General features: G+C 73.1%; 9 protein-coding genes. 8 read left to right on the plus strand and 1 reads right to left on the minus strand.

Features of this window, described 5'->3' with window-relative positions:
* Nucleotides 1-16: 16 nt before the first annotated feature.
* From EV148_RS07850 to galE, 7 genes are read left to right on the plus strand one after another with little or no spacing between them, the layout of a single operon-like run.
* On the plus strand, nucleotides 17-955 hold the full coding sequence (locus EV148_RS07850) for a cupin-like domain-containing protein (protein WP_131996118.1): 939 nt from the start codon (nucleotides 17-19) through the stop codon (nucleotides 953-955).
* Nucleotides 952-2,805 (plus strand): non-ribosomal peptide synthetase, encoded by a 1,854-nt coding sequence (locus tag EV148_RS07855; RefSeq protein WP_131996121.1) that lies wholly within the window; start codon nucleotides 952-954, stop codon nucleotides 2,803-2,805. Before EV148_RS07850 ends, EV148_RS07855 begins: the two co-directional genes overlap by 4 nt.
* Nucleotides 2,802-10,583: a hybrid non-ribosomal peptide synthetase/type I polyketide synthase gene (locus EV148_RS07860; RefSeq protein WP_131996124.1), complete on the plus strand. Its 7,782-nt coding sequence runs from the start codon at nucleotides 2,802-2,804 to the stop codon at nucleotides 10,581-10,583. Before EV148_RS07855 ends, EV148_RS07860 begins: the two co-directional genes overlap by 4 nt.
* Nucleotides 10,580-11,407: an alpha/beta hydrolase family protein gene (locus EV148_RS07865; RefSeq protein ID WP_131996127.1), complete on the plus strand. Its 828-nt coding sequence runs from the start codon at nucleotides 10,580-10,582 to the stop codon at nucleotides 11,405-11,407. Before EV148_RS07860 ends, EV148_RS07865 begins: the two co-directional genes overlap by 4 nt.
* A complete protein-coding gene (locus tag EV148_RS07870) occupies nucleotides 11,404-12,186 on the plus strand; it encodes an alpha/beta hydrolase family protein (RefSeq protein WP_131996130.1) in 783 nt (260 codons plus the stop codon). Before EV148_RS07865 ends, EV148_RS07870 begins: the two co-directional genes overlap by 4 nt.
* Nucleotides 12,183-13,874: a glucosamine inositolphosphorylceramide transferase family protein gene (locus tag EV148_RS07875; protein ID WP_131996133.1), complete on the plus strand. Its 1,692-nt coding sequence runs from the start codon at nucleotides 12,183-12,185 to the stop codon at nucleotides 13,872-13,874. The genes EV148_RS07870 and EV148_RS07875 overlap by 4 nt, the downstream gene beginning before the upstream one ends.
* The gene (gene galE / locus EV148_RS07880) at nucleotides 13,871-14,863 is read left to right on the plus strand and encodes a UDP-glucose 4-epimerase GalE (protein ID WP_131996136.1); all 993 of its coding nucleotides are present in this window, start codon (nucleotides 13,871-13,873) and stop codon (nucleotides 14,861-14,863) included. The genes EV148_RS07875 and galE overlap by 4 nt, the downstream gene beginning before the upstream one ends.
* A gap of 5 nt (nucleotides 14,864-14,868) precedes the next feature.
* On the opposite strand, the gene EV148_RS07885 is transcribed toward galE, so the two are convergent.
* Nucleotides 14,869-16,347, minus strand: coding sequence for a TolB-like translocation protein (locus tag EV148_RS07885; protein WP_131996139.1), 1,479 nt, complete (start codon nucleotides 16,345-16,347; stop codon nucleotides 14,869-14,871).
* A gap of 176 nt (nucleotides 16,348-16,523) precedes the next feature.
* Between EV148_RS07885 and EV148_RS07890 the strand changes: the two genes are divergently transcribed.
* Nucleotides 16,524-17,261: a YdcF family protein gene (locus tag EV148_RS07890; RefSeq protein ID WP_158287377.1), complete on the plus strand. Its 738-nt coding sequence runs from the start codon at nucleotides 16,524-16,526 to the stop codon at nucleotides 17,259-17,261.
* The last annotated feature ends 53 nt before the right edge of the window (nucleotides 17,262-17,314 follow it).

Consider the following 17,314-nt stretch of genomic DNA (forward strand, 5'->3'; position numbering starts at 1 on the left):
TTGGGAGGGGGCGAGCATGAACACGACGCAAGCCGGCGTAGCCGGCGCCGTCACCGCCGTTGCCGGCGGCAGCAGCTGGGTCGACCGACGCAGCGGGCTCGGCGTCGACGACTTCATCGCCGAGTACCGCGACCCGCGCCGGCCCGTCGTGCTCGGCGACGCGGCGCGCGCATGGCCGCTGTACGGGCGCGCCGATCCGGACTACTTCCGCCACACCTACGGCGAGCACGTCGTGCGCGTGCGCGGCCGCGACTACCGGCTCGCCGAACTCATCGACCTGCTCGAGGCCTCCACGGTCGACAAGCCGGGGCCGTATCCGTGCAAGTTCGAGATCGCCAAGACGTTCCGCGAACTGCTGCCCGAGGTGACGCCCCGCTTCGGCTACAGCCTGCCCGACCGGCAGGCGAACCCGCTCGTGCCGCAGCGGCTGTTCTCCGGCGTCAACAACCTCGAGATCTTCTTCGGCGGCCCGGGCGGCGAGTTCCCGTACCTGCACTACGACGTGCTGCGCATGCACGCGTGGATCACGCAGCTGCACGGCGACAAGGAATTCACCCTCTACGCGCCGGGGCAGGAGCACCTGCTCTACGTCAACCCCGACATGCCGTGGCAGTCGTCGATCCGCGACCACCACCACCCCGATTACGACCGCTACCCGCTGTTCCGCGAGGCGAAGTGCCAGAAGGTCGTGGTACACGCGGGCGAAACGCTGTTCCTGCCGTGCGGATGGTGGCATACCGCGCGCAGCCTCAACATGACGATTTCGGTCGCGTTCGACTCGCTCGGCCCGGACAACTGGAGCGACTTCGTCGGCGACGTCGTCGAGGAGCGCCGGCGCAATCGCAAGCCGCTCAAGGCGCTCGCGCTCGGGACCTGGCTGCGCGCGATCGGGCCGCTGCTCACGTTGCAGGAGCTCGGCGGCGCGAATCGCGGGACCCGCTGGGGCGCCCGATGACAGCGGGCGTGCCGTTGCAGGCGGAACGGCGCGCGGCTTCGCTGCTCGCGCCTTTGCTCGCGCATGCCCGGCACGCGACCCCGGCGTTGCGCGCCACCGGCGTCGAACTCGCTTACCCCGAGCTGCTCGCGCGCGCGGCGCTGCACGCGGACGCGCTGCGCGACGCGGGCGTCGTCGCCGGCGACGTCGTCGCGCTGGCCGCGACGCGCAGCGCCGGGACGATCGCCGCGATCCTCGGCTGCATCGCGCGTGGCGCCGCCTACCTGCCGCTCGACCTCGATTTCCCCGCCGCGCGCCTCGCCGCGATGCTCGACGACGCGCGGCCACGCTGCTTTCACGGCGCGGCCGATGCGCGCGTGCCGGCCGGCGTCGCGCGCGTCGGCTGGCCGGCAGACGCGCCGGCCGCGCCGGCCGCGCCGCTGCGCGACGAGGTCGCCGGCGATCTCGCCTACGTGCTGTTCACCTCGGGCTCGACCGGCCGGCCGAAAGGCGTCGCGATGCGCAGCGCCGCGGTCGCTGCGCTCATCGACTGGCATCGCGCGCATCCGCGCCTGGGCATGCCTGCGCGCACGCTGCAGTTCGCGCCGCTGGGTTTCGACGTGTCGTTCCAGGAGATCTTCTCGACGCTCGCGACCGGCGGCTGCCTCGTCCTGCCGAGCGAAGCCGAGCGGCGCGATCCGTACGCGCTGCTCGCCCTGCTCGAGCGCGAGCGCATCGAACGGCTGTTCCTGCCCTACGTCGGCCTGCAGGCGCTCGCCGAAGCCGTCGCCGCGGGCGGCGGCGTGCCGCATGCCTTGCGCGACATCGTCACCGCGGGCGAGCAACTGCGCGTCACGCCGGCGATCCGCGCGCTGTTCGCCGCGCTGCCCGGCGCGGTGCTGCACAATCACTATGGCCCGACCGAAACCCACGTCGTCACGGCGCACGAGCTCGCCGGCGATCCGGCGGCATGGCCGGAGCTGCCGCCGATCGGCACGCCGCTGCCGCACGTGCGCGTGCGCATCGTCGATGCCGCGCTCGCGCCGCTGCCGGACGGGGCCGAAGGCGAGCTGCTGCTCGGCGGCGGCTGCCTCGCGGCGGGCTACATCCACCGCCGCGAGCTCACCGCCGAACGGTTCATCGAACTCGACGGCGAGCGCTGGTATCGCAGCGGCGACCGCGCGCGGCGTGCCGCGGACGGCGTGCTCGACTGCCTCGGACGGCTCGACGACCAACTCAAGATCGACGGCTTCCGCATCGAACCGGCCGAGATCGAGGCCGTGCTCTGCCGCCATCCCGCGGTGGCCGAGGCGGTCGTCGTCGCCGCCGACGGCGCCGGCGGCCGTCGCCTCGTCGCCCACGTGGTCGCGCGCGACGCGCGCGCCGACGCGGCCACGCTCGCCGATGATCTGCGCGCGCACTGCGCCGCGTCGCTGGCCGATTACCTCGTCCCGCACGCGGTGTCGGTGCACGCGATGCTGCCGCTGACCGCGAGTGGCAAGATCGACCGCCGCGCGCTCGCCGCGGCGCCGGCCGTCCAGTTGCGCTGGCTCGACGGCGCGCCCCTGCAGAATCAACTTCTCGACTTGTGGAAGCAGCTGCTCGGGGTGGATGATCTGGACGTGGAAGCGAACCTGTTCGACCACGGCGCGCGCTCGCTGCTGGTCGTGCGCGCGCTGACCGAACTGCGGCGGCACGGGCACGTCCTCGGCGTCGCGCAGGCCTACGAGCACCCGACCGTCGCGGCGCAGGCGCGCGCGCTCGCCGCCGCGGCCGCGCCGGTCGCCGATGCCGCCGGCGAACGCGCGCGCGGCGCCGCGCAGCGCGCCGCCTTCACGCGCTTCGGCCCGCGCGCCGGAGGCACCCGATGAGCGGTCCCGCACTCGACGGCGTCGCGATCGTCGGCATGGCCGGGCGTTTCCCCGGTGCCGCATCGATCGACGAGCTGTGGCAGAACCTGCTCGCGGGACGCGAATCGATCACGCGCTTCGCGCCGGACGAACTCTCGCCGCTGGTACCGCGCGAACTGCGCGAGCATCCGCGCTACGTGCCGGCGCGCGGCATCATCGCCGGCGTCGAGCGCTTCGATGCGGCGTTCTTCGGCATTCCCGCGCGCGAGGCGCAGCTGATCGACCCGCAGCAGCGCGTGTTCCTCGAGCTCTGCTGGAACGCGCTCGAACACGCCGGCATCGATCCCGCGCGCGCAGGCGGCAGTATCGGCGTCTGGGCCGGTACGTCCAACAACGGCTATCGCAGGCTCGTCGACGCGCGCCCCGACATCGTCGCCGCGAGCGGCGAGTTCGCCGCGATGCTTGCCAACGAGAAGGATTACGTCGCGACGCGCGTCGCCCACCGGCTCGGCCTGACCGGCCCGGCGATCAGCCTGTACACGGCGTGCTCGACCTCGCTCGTCGCGGTCGCGCAGGCGTGGTACGCGCTCATGAGCTGGCAGTGCGACGTCGCGCTCGCCGGCGGCGTCAACGTGGTGGTGCCGCAGGAATCGGGCTACCTGCCTGCCGAAGGCGCGATCGAATCCGCCGACGGCCATTGCCGGCCGTTCGATGCCGAGGCGAGTGGCACCGTGTTCTCGTCCGGCGCCGGCGCCGTCGTGCTCAAGCGCCTGGCCGACGCGATCGAGCAGGGCGACACGATCTACGCGGTGATCCGCGGCGTCGGCGTCAACAACGACGGCGCCGACAAGGCGAGCTTCGGCGCCCCGAGCGTGCGCGGCCAGGCCGCGGCGATCCGCCTCGCGCTCGCGAGCGCGAACGTCGATGCGGGTTCGATCGGCTACGTCGAGGCGCACGGCACCGGCACGCCGCTCGGCGACCCGATCGAGGTCGAGGCGCTCACGCGCGCGTTCCGCGCCGACGGCGCCGCGCCCGCGTCCTGCTGGCTCGGATCGATCAAGGGCAATCTCGGCCACCTCGTCGCCGCCTCCGGCGTCGCCGGGCTGATCAAGGCGACCCTCGCGCTGCATCACGGTCGGATCCCGCCGACCGCGAACCTGCGCACGCCGAACCCCGAAATCGATTTCGGTGCGTCGCCGTTCCGCCTCGTGCAGGCGCCGGTCGAATGGCCGCGCGGCGCGCCGCCGCGGCGCGCCGGCGTGAGTTCGTTCGGCGTCGGCGGCACCAATGCGCACGTCGTGCTCGAGGAGGCGCCGCCCGCCGCCGCGCCGGGCCCGGCACGCCCGGCGAGCCTGCTCGTGCTGTCCGCGCGCGACGACGAGGCGTTGCAGCGCCGCGCCACGGATCTCGCCGCCCATCTCGCGCACGTGCAGGATGCCGACCTGGCGGATGTCGCCGCGACGCTCGCGCTCGGCCGCAAGCCGATGGCGTCGCGTGCCGCCGTGGTGGCACGCAGTGCGGCCCAGGCGCGCGACGCGCTCGCGCGCATCGCGCCGCAACGCGCCGGGCGGCCGAAGCTCGTGTTCCTGTTCCCCGGCCAGGGTTCGCAGCACGCGGACATGGCCCGCGAGCTGGCCGGGACCGAACCGGTGTTCGCCGAACACTTCGAGCGCTGCTGCGCGCTCGCGAGCGCCCGGCTCGGCCGCGACCTGCGCGCGCTGATCCTGCCGGCGGCCGGCGAGGCGGCCGCGGCAGCGGCCGGACTCGCCGAAACACGCTGGACGCAGCCAGCGCTGTTCGCGGTCGAGTACGCGCTCGCGCGATTGTGGGAAAGCTGGGGCATCGTCGCCGACACGATGATCGGCCACAGCATCGGCGAATACGTCGCGGCGACGCTCGCCGGCGTGTTCGAACTCGAGGACGCGATCGCGCTGGTGTGCGCGCGCGGTGCGGCGATGCAGGCGCAGCCGCCCGGGGCGATGCTCGCGGTGCGCGCGGTCGCGCAGGCGATCGCGCCGCGCCTCGGCGGCGGCGTCAGCCTCGCGGCGGTGAATGCGCCGGAACTGTGCGTCGTCGCCGGCACCGACACCGAGATCGGCGCCCTGGCCGTCTCGCTCGACGCCGAGCGCATCGCCAGCACGCGCCTCAAGGTGAGCCATGCATTCCATTCGGCCCTGATGGACGGCGCGTTGCCGCCGTTCGAGCGCGCGTTCGCGAACCTGCGCCTCGCGCCGCCGACGCGGCCGTTCTATTCGTGCGTGAGCGGCGCGCCGATCGACGCGCACGCTGCGGTGGAACCCGCGTACTGGTGCCGTCAGCTGCGCGAGCCCGTGCGCTTCGCCGATGCGATCGCGCACGCGATCGCCGACGGCGCGACCCTGTTCGTCGAAGTGGGTCCGTCGCAGGCGCTGACGACGTTCGCGCGCAGCCAGCTCGGCGAGGGCGGGCGCGCGGTCGCCTCGCTCGGCCCGGCGGCGAAGCCGGGCAGCGACGCCGAGCACCTCGCCGCCGCGCTCGGTGCGTGCTGGACTTGCGGCCGCGAACCGGATTGGGACGCGTACTACGCCGGGCAGGCGCGCCGCCGCGTCGCGCTGCCGGGTTACCCGTTCCGCGGCGAGCGTCATTGGATCGATGTACCGACGCCGGCAGCGGGCGTCCCTGGGGAAACGAGCATGAAGGAAATCCATCCCGCGATCGTCGCGACGCCCGCGGCACCGCAGCCGACGTCGCGCCTGCGCGCCGAGCTGCGCGAGCTGGTCGAGTCGCTTACCGGCGAACACCTCGCTGCCGCGCAGGACGAGGCGAGCTTCCTCGAACTCGGACTCGATTCGCTGTCCCTGACGCAGGCCGCGCTCGAACTCGAGCGCCGCTACGGCCTCAAGCTGAAATTCCGCCGCCTCATGGAAGACGTCGACAGCATCGCCAAGCTCGCGACCTTGCTCGAGCCGACGCTGCCAGCGACGGCGCCGGCGCCGGCACCGATCGCGGCGAGCGCACCCGCGCCCGCGACCGTCGCTGCCGACGCGGCATCGCCGCTGCTCGCGCTTATCCAGAGCCAGCAGGCGCTCATGCAGCAGCAGATGCAGCTGCTCGCGAGCCTCGCCACCGGCACCGGCGCCGCGCCGGCCGCGGCCGCGCCCGCGCCGGCGGCGGCGTCGCGCACCGACGAAGCGCCGCCCGCGGATCTCGTCGAGCGGCCGTTCGGCGCGTCCGCGCGCATCACGCTGCGGCGCGACCACGCGATGACGCCGGCGCAGCGCGCCTGGGTCGACGACTTCACGCGCCGCTACAACGCGCGCACCGCGCGTTCGAAGGCATACGCGCAGGCGCACCGCGCGCGCATGGCCGACCCGCGCGTCGTCACCGGCTTCAATCCGCTGTGGAAGGAGCTCGTCTACCCGATCGTCGTCGAGCGCTCGAAGGGCGCGCTGCTGCACGACCTCGACGGCAACGAATACGTCGACTGCCTCAACTCCTTCGGCGCGAATTTCCTCGGCCACCAGCCCGACTACGTCGTCGCCGCGCTCAAGCGGCAGGCCGACGCCGGCTTCGAAGTCGGTCCGCAGCATCCCCTCGCCGGCGAGGTCGCCGAGCTCATCGCCGGCATGACCGGCATGGCGCGCGTCGCGTTCTGCAACACCGGCTCGGAAGCGGTCATGGGCGCGATGCGCATCGCGCGCACGGTCACCGGCCGGCGCACGATCGCGATCTTCACCAATTCCTACCACGGCATCTTCGACGAAGTGATCGTGCGCGGCACGCGCAGCCTGCGCTCGCTCGCCGCCGCGCCGGGCATCCTCGCCAGCGCGGTCGAGAACGTGCTCGTGCTCGACTACGGCAGTGACGAAGCCTTGCGCGTGCTGCGCGAGCGCGCGCACGAGCTCGCCGCGATCATGATCGAGCCGGTGCAGGGCAAGAACCCGTCGCTGCAACCGCGCGCGTTCGTGCAGGCGCTGCGCACGATCTGCGACGACGCGGGCTGCGCGCTGATCTTCGACGAGGTCATCACCGGCTTCCGCGTCGCACAGGGCGGCGCACAGGCGTACTACGGCGTGCGCGCGGACATCGCCACCTACGGCAAGATCATCGGCGGCGGCCTGCCGTTCGCGGCGATCGCCGGCGCCCCGCGCTGGCTCGACGCGCTCGACGGCGGCGACTGGCGCTTCGGCGACGATTCGTATCCGGAAGCGGGCGTCACCTATTTCGCCGGCACCTTCGTGCGCCATCCGCTCGCGCTCGCCGCGGCGAAGGCCGCGCTGTTGCACCTGAAGCGGCGCGGGCCGGCACTGCAGGAAGAACTCAACGCGCGCACGCAGGACCTCGTCACGCGCCTCAATGCATTGTTCGACGAGCGCGGCGCGCCGCTGCGCGCGGTCGGTTTCAGTTCGCTCTGGCGCATCGTCGCCGACGAGGACCAGCCGTACGCGAGCCTGTTCTGGTATGCGCTGCGCGCGAACGGCCTGCACCTGTACGAACAGTTCAACTGCTTCCTCACCGAGGCGCACGGCGCCGCCGAGGTCGAGCGCATCGTGGCCGCGGTGCGCGCGGCGCTCGACGGCCTGCTCGGCGCCGGCCTGCTCGTGCCGCGCGGCGGGGCGCGCGCGGGCGCGCCCGTGGCCGACGCCGGCGACGCGCCGGCGCTGCCCGACGCGATCCCTCTCACCGACGGCCAGCTCGAGAAGTGGCTCGGCTGCCAGTACGGCGCGAATGCCGCGCTCGCCTGCAACGAGGCGGTCGTGCTCACGTTCGACGGCGCGCTCGACGTCGGCGCGCTGCAGCGCGCGCTCGCCACGGTCTGGCACCGGCACGAGGCGTTCCGCTTCGCAATCGCCGCCGATGGACGCACGTTGTCGTTGCAGGCGTTGCCGCCGCTGCCGCTGCAACAGGTCGATCTCGCCGGCGAAGACGCACAGGCGCGCCTCGACGCGTGGTGCGATCGCCAGATGCGCGCGCCGTTCGATCTGGCGCGCGCGCCGCTCGTGCGCTTCACGCTGCTCAGGCTCGGCGAGCATCGCCATGCGCTGCACCTGGTCGCGCATCACCTCATCATGGACGGCTGGTCGCTCGCCGTGTTCTGCGACGAGCTGCAGGCCTGCTACAACGCGTACGTGGGCGGGCGCGAGCCGCGCCTCGCGCCGGCGCAGAGCTTCCGCGCCTACGCGCTCGCCGAGCGCGCGCGCCGCGACGCCAACGGTGCCGCGCAGATCGCCTACTGGAACCGCGTCTACGCCGACATTCCCGCGCCGCTGGAACTGCCGGGCGACCGTCCGCACGTCGAAGACGCCGGCTTCGATGCCGACACGGAACGGCACGTGTTTCCCGCGCCGCTCGCCGCCGCGCTGCGCGCCGAGGCGCGCCGGCGCGGGGTGACGCTGTATGGCCTCCTGCTCGGTGCGTTCGGCCTGTTCGTCGCGCGCCTGTCGGGACAGCGTGATTTCGCCATCGCGATCCCGTTCTCCGGCCAGGCGCTCGCGGGCAGCGGCGCACTGATCGGCGACGGCGTCAATACCTTGCCGCTGCGCCTGCGCATCGACCCGCATGCCGGTGCCGACGCCGCGGTGTCGACCGCTCAGGCCGCGCTGCTCGACGCGGCCGAGCACCAGGACCTCACGCTGATGACGATCCTGCGCGCGCGTTCGCTGCGCCGGCGCAGCGGGCGTGGCGCGCTCGGCGAAATCATCTTCAACCTCAATCCGCGCGTGCGCACGCCGCAGTTCGACGGCGTCGTCACCGAATGGCGCGACTGCCGCCACGTCGCGCTGCTGTGGGACCTGTTCTTCAACCTCAACGACGACGGGCGCCAGCTCGCGCTCGACCTGCACTACCGCACCGCCCTGTACGACGCGGCGACGATCCGGCGCTGGATCGCCGGATACGAACGAATGCTCGAGGACATCGGCATGCAAACCCCTGACCCTGTGGCCGCACCGACGCGACCGGCGGCGACCGTGGCCGCCGCGGAGCCGCCGGCATCGCTCCCTGCAGTACGTCCCGGCCCCACGCTGCTCGATCTCGTCGAGGAGCAGGTGCGCGCGGCGCCCGAACGCATCGCGGTCAGCTGCGATACGCAGCGTTACACCTACGCCGACCTCTGGCGCGCGAGCGGCCGCGTCGCGTCGCGCCTGCTCGCCGCGGGCGTCGCGCGCGGCGACCTCGTCGGCATCTGCATGCCGAGGCGCAGTGAAATGGTCGCGGCCGCGCTCGGCGTGCTGCGCGCGGGTGCAGCCTACGTGCCGCTCGATTCGAGCTTCCCGGACAAGCGCCTGCGCACGATGATCGAACGCGCCGCGCTGCGCCACACGGTCGTCCTCGCCGGACACGAGCTGCCGGCCGCGGTGACCGAACACGATGCGGTGCTGGTCCCGGTCGACGATGCGGACATCCGCGCCGGCGGCGAGGACGAGGCGGCACTGCCGGCCGTCGGCGGCGCCGACCTCGCTTACGTGCTGTTCACGTCGGGGTCGACGGGCGAGCCGAAGGGCGTGCGCATCCTGCATCGCAACCTGGCCAATTTCCTCCGTTCGATGCGCGAATCGCCCGGCTTCGGGCCCGATGACGTCATCTGCGCGGTGACCACGCTGTCGTTCGACATCGCCGGGCTCGAGCTGTACCTGCCGCTCGTCAGCGGCGCGCGCGTGCACATCGCGACCGAAGCGGAAGTGCGCGATCCGCAGAAGACGATGGCCCTGATGAAGGCCTGCGGCGCGACCGTGCTGCAGACCACGCCGACCCTGCTGCGCCTGCTCTGCGACGGCGGCCGCGTCGAAGGCCTCGCCGGCCTCAAGCTGCTCGTCGGTGGCGAAGCGATGCCGCGCGACCTCGCCAACGAGGTCGTGCGCCACTGCCGCGAACTGTGGAACATGTACGGCCCGACCGAAACCACGATCTGGTCGACGATCCATCGCGTCGAAGCCGGCGAGGGCCCCGTGCCGCTCGGCCGGCCGATCGCGAACACGCGCATCCACGTTCTCGACGAGGCGGGCCGCCCGCTCGGCGCGGGCGAGCGGGGCGAGATCTGGATCGGCGGCGACGGTGTCGCCGACGGCTACCTCAACCGGCCCGACCTCACCGCCGAACGATTCCGCGTCGATCCGTTCGCGGACGACGGCAGCCGCATGTACCGCACCGGCGACGTCGGCAGCCTCGAGGACGGCGTGCTGTATTTCCACGGCCGTGCCGACGACCAGGTGAAGCTGCGCGGGTTCCGCATCGAGCTCGGCGACATCGAAGCCGCCGCGCACGAGGACCCGCTCGTGCGCGAAGCCGCCGCCGCGGTGCGCGAATTCGGGTCGCACGACCAGCGCCTCGTGCTCTACGTGACCTCGCGCGACCGCTACGGCGACCTCGCCGGTCGCCTGCGCGAGCGCCTGCGCGAATCGCTGCCGCCGTACATGCGGCCGAACCACATCGTCGTGCTCGAAACGATGCCGACCACGCCGAACGGCAAGACCGACCGCAAGGCGCTGCCGATGCCGTCCGAGCAGGGCGGCCACGCCGATGACGCCACGTCCGCGCCGGTCGACGCGCGCGTGAACTACCTCGCCGCGCTCTGGTGCGAACTCATCGGCGTCGCCGAGGCACGCGTCGACGACAACTTCTTCGACCTCGGCGGCGATTCGCTGCTCGCGGTCGACATGATGGCGCGCGTCGAACGCGAAACCGGCGTGCGCCTCAACGTGCTCGCGATCGCCACCGGCACGCTCGGCAGCGTGGCCGAGATGCTGCCGCGCGAACGCGCGGCGAAACAGGGCGGCTGGATGTCGCGCCTGCGCGGCCTGTTCGGCGGGCGCGGCGGATGACGGCGACGATCGCACGGCCGGCGCCGGAGCGCGCCGGCGAGGCCCTGCACGAGTTCGCGTTCGCGGGTGCGCCGGAGCGGCGCCTGTTCACCGTGTTCCGCGCCGCGCGCGGCACGGCGCGCGCAGCGCTCGTGCTCTGCCCGCCGTTCTTCCACGAACAGTTCCTGAGCTACCGCCTGCTCTCGCTCGTCGCGGCGCGGCTGGCCGAGCGCGGCATCGCGAGCCTGCGTTTCGACTACTACGGCAGCGGTGATTCGTGGGGCGACGAACGCGCGTTCACGCTCGACGGCGCCTGCGCCGATGCCGGAACGGCGCTCGCCGAAGTCACGCGCCGCGTGCCCGGCGTGCCGCTGGTCGCGTTCGGCGCGCGCGCCGGCGCATGGCCGGCTGCGCGGCTCGCGCGACAGCATCGCCTGCCGCTGTGGTTGTGGCAACCGCTCACGGACGGCCGTGCATGGCTCGACGAGCTCGTCGCGATGGACGCGCGCGAGCGAGCTTCGCGATTGCGTTATCCGTTCATCGGCACGCAGCCGAAAGCGGCCGATCCGGAGCGCCTGCTCGCCTCGTACTGTCCGCCTGCACTGCGCGCGCAGATCGCGGCCGAGCGGCTCGACGACCTGCTCGGCGACGGCCTGTCCGACGTGCACGTCGTCGACGACGAGCGCGCCGCGCCGATCGCGCACGCACGCCAGCGCCTCGCCCTGCCGGCCGCGGCCGCGGGCTGGCACGAGCAGATCGACCTGCGCGCGACCTTCATCACGCCGCCGGTCGCGGCGTGCATCGACGCGCTCGCCCAGGCGGCGCCCGGCGGAGGGACGGCATGATCGAGGAAACGCCGATCGACCTCGGCCTCGGCCTCACCGGCGTGCTCACGCGCCCTGCACAGCCGACGCGCCGGCCGCTGTGGGTGCTGCTCAACGCCGGCTTCATCCCGCGCTCGGGCCCATTCCGCATGCACGTCGACCTCGCGCGCCAGCTCGCCGCGCAGGGGTTCGCGGTGCTGCGCGTCGACCAGCCCGGCGTCGGCGACGCGCCGCCCAAGCGTGGCGACGACATCGCGGTGATCCGCCACGGCTTCGACCGCCTCGCCGAGCTCGCCGGCGCCGACCGCTTCATCATCGGCGGACTGTGCAGCGCGGCCGACCAGGGCTGGAAGGTCGCGCTCGCCGACGAACGCGTCTGCGGCCTGCTCCTGCTCGACCCGTACGCGCACCGCGGCGCGTGGTTCCGCATCGGCCAACTGCAGCTCCTGCTCGGCCGCGGCGCGTCGGCGCTGAAGACCCTGCTCGGCCGTTTCACGCGGCGCCGGCGCGCGCCCGCGATCGGCGACGGCAACATGCGCGACTGGCCGTCGCTCGCCGCCGCGCGCGTCGAACTCGGCCGGCTCGTCGCGCGCGAAGTCGGCGTGTTCGCGCTCTACACCGGCGGCGCCGCCGCGTACTTCACGCACCGCGCGCAGTTCGCCGCGACGTTCGGCGCGGCGGCCGCGGCGCCGTGCGTGCATTTCGACCATTGGCCCGACTGCGACCACATGTTCATGCGCGTGCAGGATCGCGCACGCCTGTTGCAGGCGATCGGCGACTGGGGCCGGGCCTTCGCATGACGCAGCGTGCCGATGCCGCCGCGCCGACGCCGCTGTACGCGCCGTTGCCGCCGGGATGCCGTGCGCTGCGCGTGGTCGCCCTCGTCGATCGCGAGGTCGTGCCCGCGTGGATCGCCGAGGCGCTCGCCGCGCTGGCGGCCGACGACGCCTGCGAACTGGTCGCGGTGCTGCGTGCGCCGCTGCCGCCGCCGCGGCCGCGCCATCGCGCGATCGACGCGTTCGTGCGCATCGATGCCGCGCTCGCCGGCGCGGCGCGCAAGGCGACCGCCGCGGTCGCCTTGCGCGATCGCCTCGCCGGCGTGCCGCTGCACGACGTCGTCGCGCGCGAGGATGCCGGCGGGCTCGCGCTCGACGAGCGCGCGGCGGCGCTGCTGCGCGCGCTCGAAGCCGACCTGCTGCTGGGTTTCGGCCTGCCGCCGCCGACGCCGGCGGTGCGCGCGCTCGCGCGTCGTGGCGCCTGGTTCCTCGAGCGCGACGCCACCGACGCACGCCGGCACGGCCTGCGCCATCTCGACGCGTTGCGCCGCGGCGACGCGGTGAGCCGCGGCGGCGTCGTCATGCACGACGGCGACGGCTGGCGCCTGTGCGGCGGCGACGACTGGAGCGCGACCGCGCAACTCTCGTTCGCGCGCAACCGCGCGTACCAGTTGCTGCGCGTGCCAGCGATCCTCGTGCGCCTGCTGCGCCATCTCGCCGCGGGCCAAGCGCCGACGGGCGAAACAGTGCCCGCGTTCACGCCACCCGGCGTGATCGCGACCGTGCTGCTCGCGTTGCGCCTCGCCGCACGCGCGCTGCGCCGGCATCTGCCGCGCCTCGGGCGCGCCGAGGACTGGGTGCTCGCGGCGCGCCGCACCGACGCGCCGCTCGACCCCGCACGACCGGATGCGCAGGGGTTGCGCGTGCTGGCGACGCCGCCCGGCCGGTTCTGGGCCGACCCGTCGCTCGTCCACCATGAAGGGCGCGACTGGCTGTTCGTCGAGGAGTATCCCTACGCGACGCGGCGCGGGCGCATCGCGGTCGCCGAGCTCGACGCCACGCTCGCGCCGATAAACGTGCGCACGGTGTTCGACGAACCATGGCACCTGTCCTACCCGCTCGTGTACGAATGGCAGGGCGAGCTCTGGCTCACGGTCGAGTCCTCCGCGGCACGCACGTTCGCATTGCATCGTGCGATCGAATTCCCGGCGCGCTGGGCGTTCGCGGCGGAACTGCTGCGCGGCCGCAACGCGGTCGACGGTACCCTGCATCATGACGGCACGCACTGGTACCTGTTCGCCTGCATCAGCGAGAGCCCGCTCGACGTCGACCGCCGCGTGTGGACCGACCTGTTCCTGTTCGTCGCCGACTCGCCGCTCGGACCGTGGCGCGCGCATCCGGCCAATCCGCTCCTCAGCGACGTGCGTCGCGCGCGACCGGCCGGCAAGCTGTTCGCGCACGAGGGGCGCCTGATCCGTCCCGCGCAGGATTGCAGCGTCGACTACGGCTACGCGGTGGTCTTCAACGAAGTCGTCGCGCTCGATCCACAGCGCTACGAGGAGCGGCCGCTCGGTCGCATCGAACCCGACTGGCTGCGCGGCCTGCGCGGCTGCCACACCTACAACCGCGGCGCCGGCATCGAGATCGTCGACGGCAAGCGGCTCGTGCCGCGCCGGCACCTGCGCGCCGCGACGACACCGGAGTCCCCGTGAGCACGAAGACCGTCCTCGTCACCGGCGGCGCCGGCTACATCGGCAGTCACGTCGTGCGCCAGCTGCGCGAAGCCGGCACGGCGGTGGTCGTGCTCGACGACCTCAGCACCGGCTTCCGCGAAGCGGTGCTCGACGCGCCGCTGGTGGTCGGCAACACCGGTGACGCCGCGCTCGTCGACGCGGTGCTGCGCGAACACCATGTCGACGCCGTGCTGCACTTCGCCGCGCGCACGATCGTGCCGGAATCGGTCGCCGACCCGCTGCGCTACTACGCCAACAACACCTGCGCGACGCGCAACCTGCTCGAGGCCTGCGTGCGCCACGGCGTGCGTCGCTTCGTGTTCTCCTCGACCGCCGCCGTGTACGGCCCGACCGCGGACGGCCGCGCGGGCGAGGACACGCCGACGCAGCCGATCAGTCCGTACGGCTGTTCCAAGCTCATGAGCGAATGGATGCTGCGCGACCTCGACGCGAACGGCAGCATGAAGCACGTGATCCTGCGCTACTTCAACGTCGCCGGCTGCGACCCGCACGGGCGCATCGGTCATTCGACGCGCGATTCGACCCTGCTGTTCAAGGTCGCCTGCGAAGTCGCGGTCGGCAAGCGCGGGGAACTCGCGATCTTCGGCACCGACTACGCGACACCCGACGGCACCGGCATCCGCGACTTCATCCACGTCGAGGATCTCGCCGATGCGCACCTGCGCGCGCTCGATCACCTCGATCGTGGCGGCGCGTCGACGACGCTCAATTGCGGCTATGGCCACGGCTACTCGGTGCGCGAAGTGATCGCCGCGGTCGAACGCGCGAGCGGCGCGCCGCTGCGCGTGGTCGAGCGCCCGCGCCGCGACGGTGACATTCCCGCGCTGGTCGCGGATGCGCGACGCATCCGCGACGTGCTCGGCTGGACGCCGCGCCACGACGACCTCGACCTCATCGCGCGCACCGCGCTCGCATGGGAACGCAGGCTCGCCGCGCGCGGGGCGTGAGCCGCTCAGCGGCCTTGCGCGGGCGGTGCAGGCGTCGCCGCGCCGCGGGCGGCGAGCGGCAGCGCGCGCTCGCGCAGCACGATCATGTAGTCGTCGACGTCGTCGGCGCTGGCCGTGCCCCAGTTCGAGTTGAACATGACGCGGTCGAGCGTGCGGTTCGGCGAGGCGTGCGGTTCGGTCCAGTAACCGGCGTAGCGGGTGACCTCGTGGTAGCCGAGCGTGCGCATGCGCGGGTGCGCGGCGAGCTCTACCGCGAAGATCTTGTTCGTGTACCACGGCCAGCCGCCGCTGCGCATGGGTTGGGTGTCGTAGCTCGACACGACCACCCAGCCGGGGTTCGCGAATGCCTTGCCGGAGAAGTGCAGCGAGGCGTGCGCGCCGTCGAGGTAGGTCGGGAACAACACGGTGCGCGGACATTCGGGGACGCTGGCGGCCGGCTTCGATGCGGGCACCGACGGGCAGGCGTCGATGTCGACGAAGAACACGTCGCCGCGCGCGCTCTGGAAATCGATCGAGACGTAGAGGTCGTGGCCGTTCGCGCCGATCGCGAGATCGGAATGCTCCGACTTGTGGTGCAGCTTCTTCTTGCTGCGGAAGTCGGGCGACCAGGCCCAGGTGCCTTCCTCGTCGCCCGAGCTCGTGAACCAGCGCCCCGACGGGCTCATGCTCACGTGGTCGGGGCGGATGGTCGCCGCGCGCGTACCCACGATGCGGTCGGTCGCGAGGTCGTAGACGACGTAGCCGCGGATCGCGAAATCGTTGCCGGCCTCGGCCTGGAAGCCCCACCAGCGACCGTCGGCCGAGGGCGAGCCTTCGTCCTTGGTCCACAGGTGGGTCGCGTCGGGCCAGGGCAGGCGGCCGCTGAAGTCGGCGGCGACGCGGGACTGGTTGTCGCGGACGTCGAGCGCATGGAGCACGAGGCCGCCGTTGGTCGGCAGGTAGTACAGCGTGTTCGGGTCGGTCGGGTGCCACTGCGGTTCGGCGTCGCCGGCGGGACCGTCGAGCCGCTTGAGGTAGCGCAGCGTGCGCGCGTCGTAGAGATGCCAGTAGCCGCCGCTCGCGTAGACGAGGACGTAGCTCGAATCGGCATTGAACGGTTGGCGGCGCGCGTAGTCGTTGCGCGCGAACGTCGGCGGCGGCTCCGCGTCGTGCGCGGTCGCGCGCACGACGCAGGTGCCGGCGCGGTCGCGGAACACCGCGCCCTTGGCCGGCTTCGGCGGCACCGGTTGCGGCGGATCGCTGCCCTGCGGCTGCAGGCTGCGCAGCGCGGGCGGCTGGTCCGCGTACACCTCGGACGCGCACGCCGCGGCGACCCCCTCGCGCGCCGTGCCGGTCGAGCGGCTCACGACGAGCGGCGGCAGTTCGCGCTGCGAATGGCCCTCCTGCGCACCCGCGTCGGCGACGGCGGCGAGGGTGGCGACGACGAGCGCGAGCCGCGCGCGCGCGCGTGGCGGGTGATGCGCGGCACTGCGGTCGTCGGTCATCCGGTCGGCTCCTGCCTGCGGGCACGAGCGACTCGTGCGCGATGCCGATTGTATGGCAGCGGCCCGCGCATGCGCTGCATCGCCACGCATGGCGCGCAGCGCGGCGCCGGCGCGCTGGCCGGGAACGCAGCCGGTGCGCCGTGCGACACTGGCGGCCCTTCGCGGGGAGGAACCTGATGCTGTCGCCGTTGCGACTGCTGTTGATCGTCGGAGCCCTGTGGTGGCTCGCGCGCCGCCTCGGTTGGCGTCGCGTGCGCGTGGCCTGCATCGCCGCCGCCACCCTGCTCGTCGTGCTGACCACGCCGCTCGGCGCCAATGCGCTCGTGCGCATCCAGGAGGCGCGCGTGCCCGGTCCGGCGACATGCACGGGCATGCCGCCGCAGGCGGTCGTCGTGCTGTCCGGCGGCCTCGTCGCGCGTCCGCGCGGCGAACGCGACTACGCCGCGCTCGGCCTGGCGAGCATCCAGCGGCTGATCGGCGCGGTCGAGTTGCAGCGCACGCTCGGCGCGGTGCCGCTCGCGGTCATCGGCACCAGCGATCGTGGCGTGGCCGACAGCGTGATCCTCGCCAACCTCGCGCGCGACCTCGGCGTCGATGCATCGACGTTGCAGGTGGAAACCGCGTCGCTGAACACGTGGCAGAACGCGCAGGCGAGCGCCCGGCTCGCGCCTGCGCTGCCGCGACGCATCTGGCTCGTGACCTCTCGGCTGCACATGGTGCGCGCGCTCGTCGCGTTCCGCGCCGCCGGCTTCGACGCCTGCGCGTACCCGGTGCAGCCGCGCTACCACGCACCGGACAACCCGGGCTACCTGCTGCCGACCGGCAGCGCGACGATGAAGGCGGAGGACGCGCTGCACGAACTCGTCGGCGAGGTCGCGTACCGCCTGCGCGCCTGGCGCGCGTCGCGCGACTGACGTTGTCGCGCGCGCACGGGCGTGCTACGTAGCGACGGTTTTCCGCCGCAGGT

Origin of the sequence: Dokdonella fugitiva, from assembly GCF_004342425.1 — a bacterium.
GTDB classification, from domain to species: Bacteria; Pseudomonadota; Gammaproteobacteria; order Xanthomonadales; family Rhodanobacteraceae; genus Dokdonella_A; species Dokdonella_A fugitiva.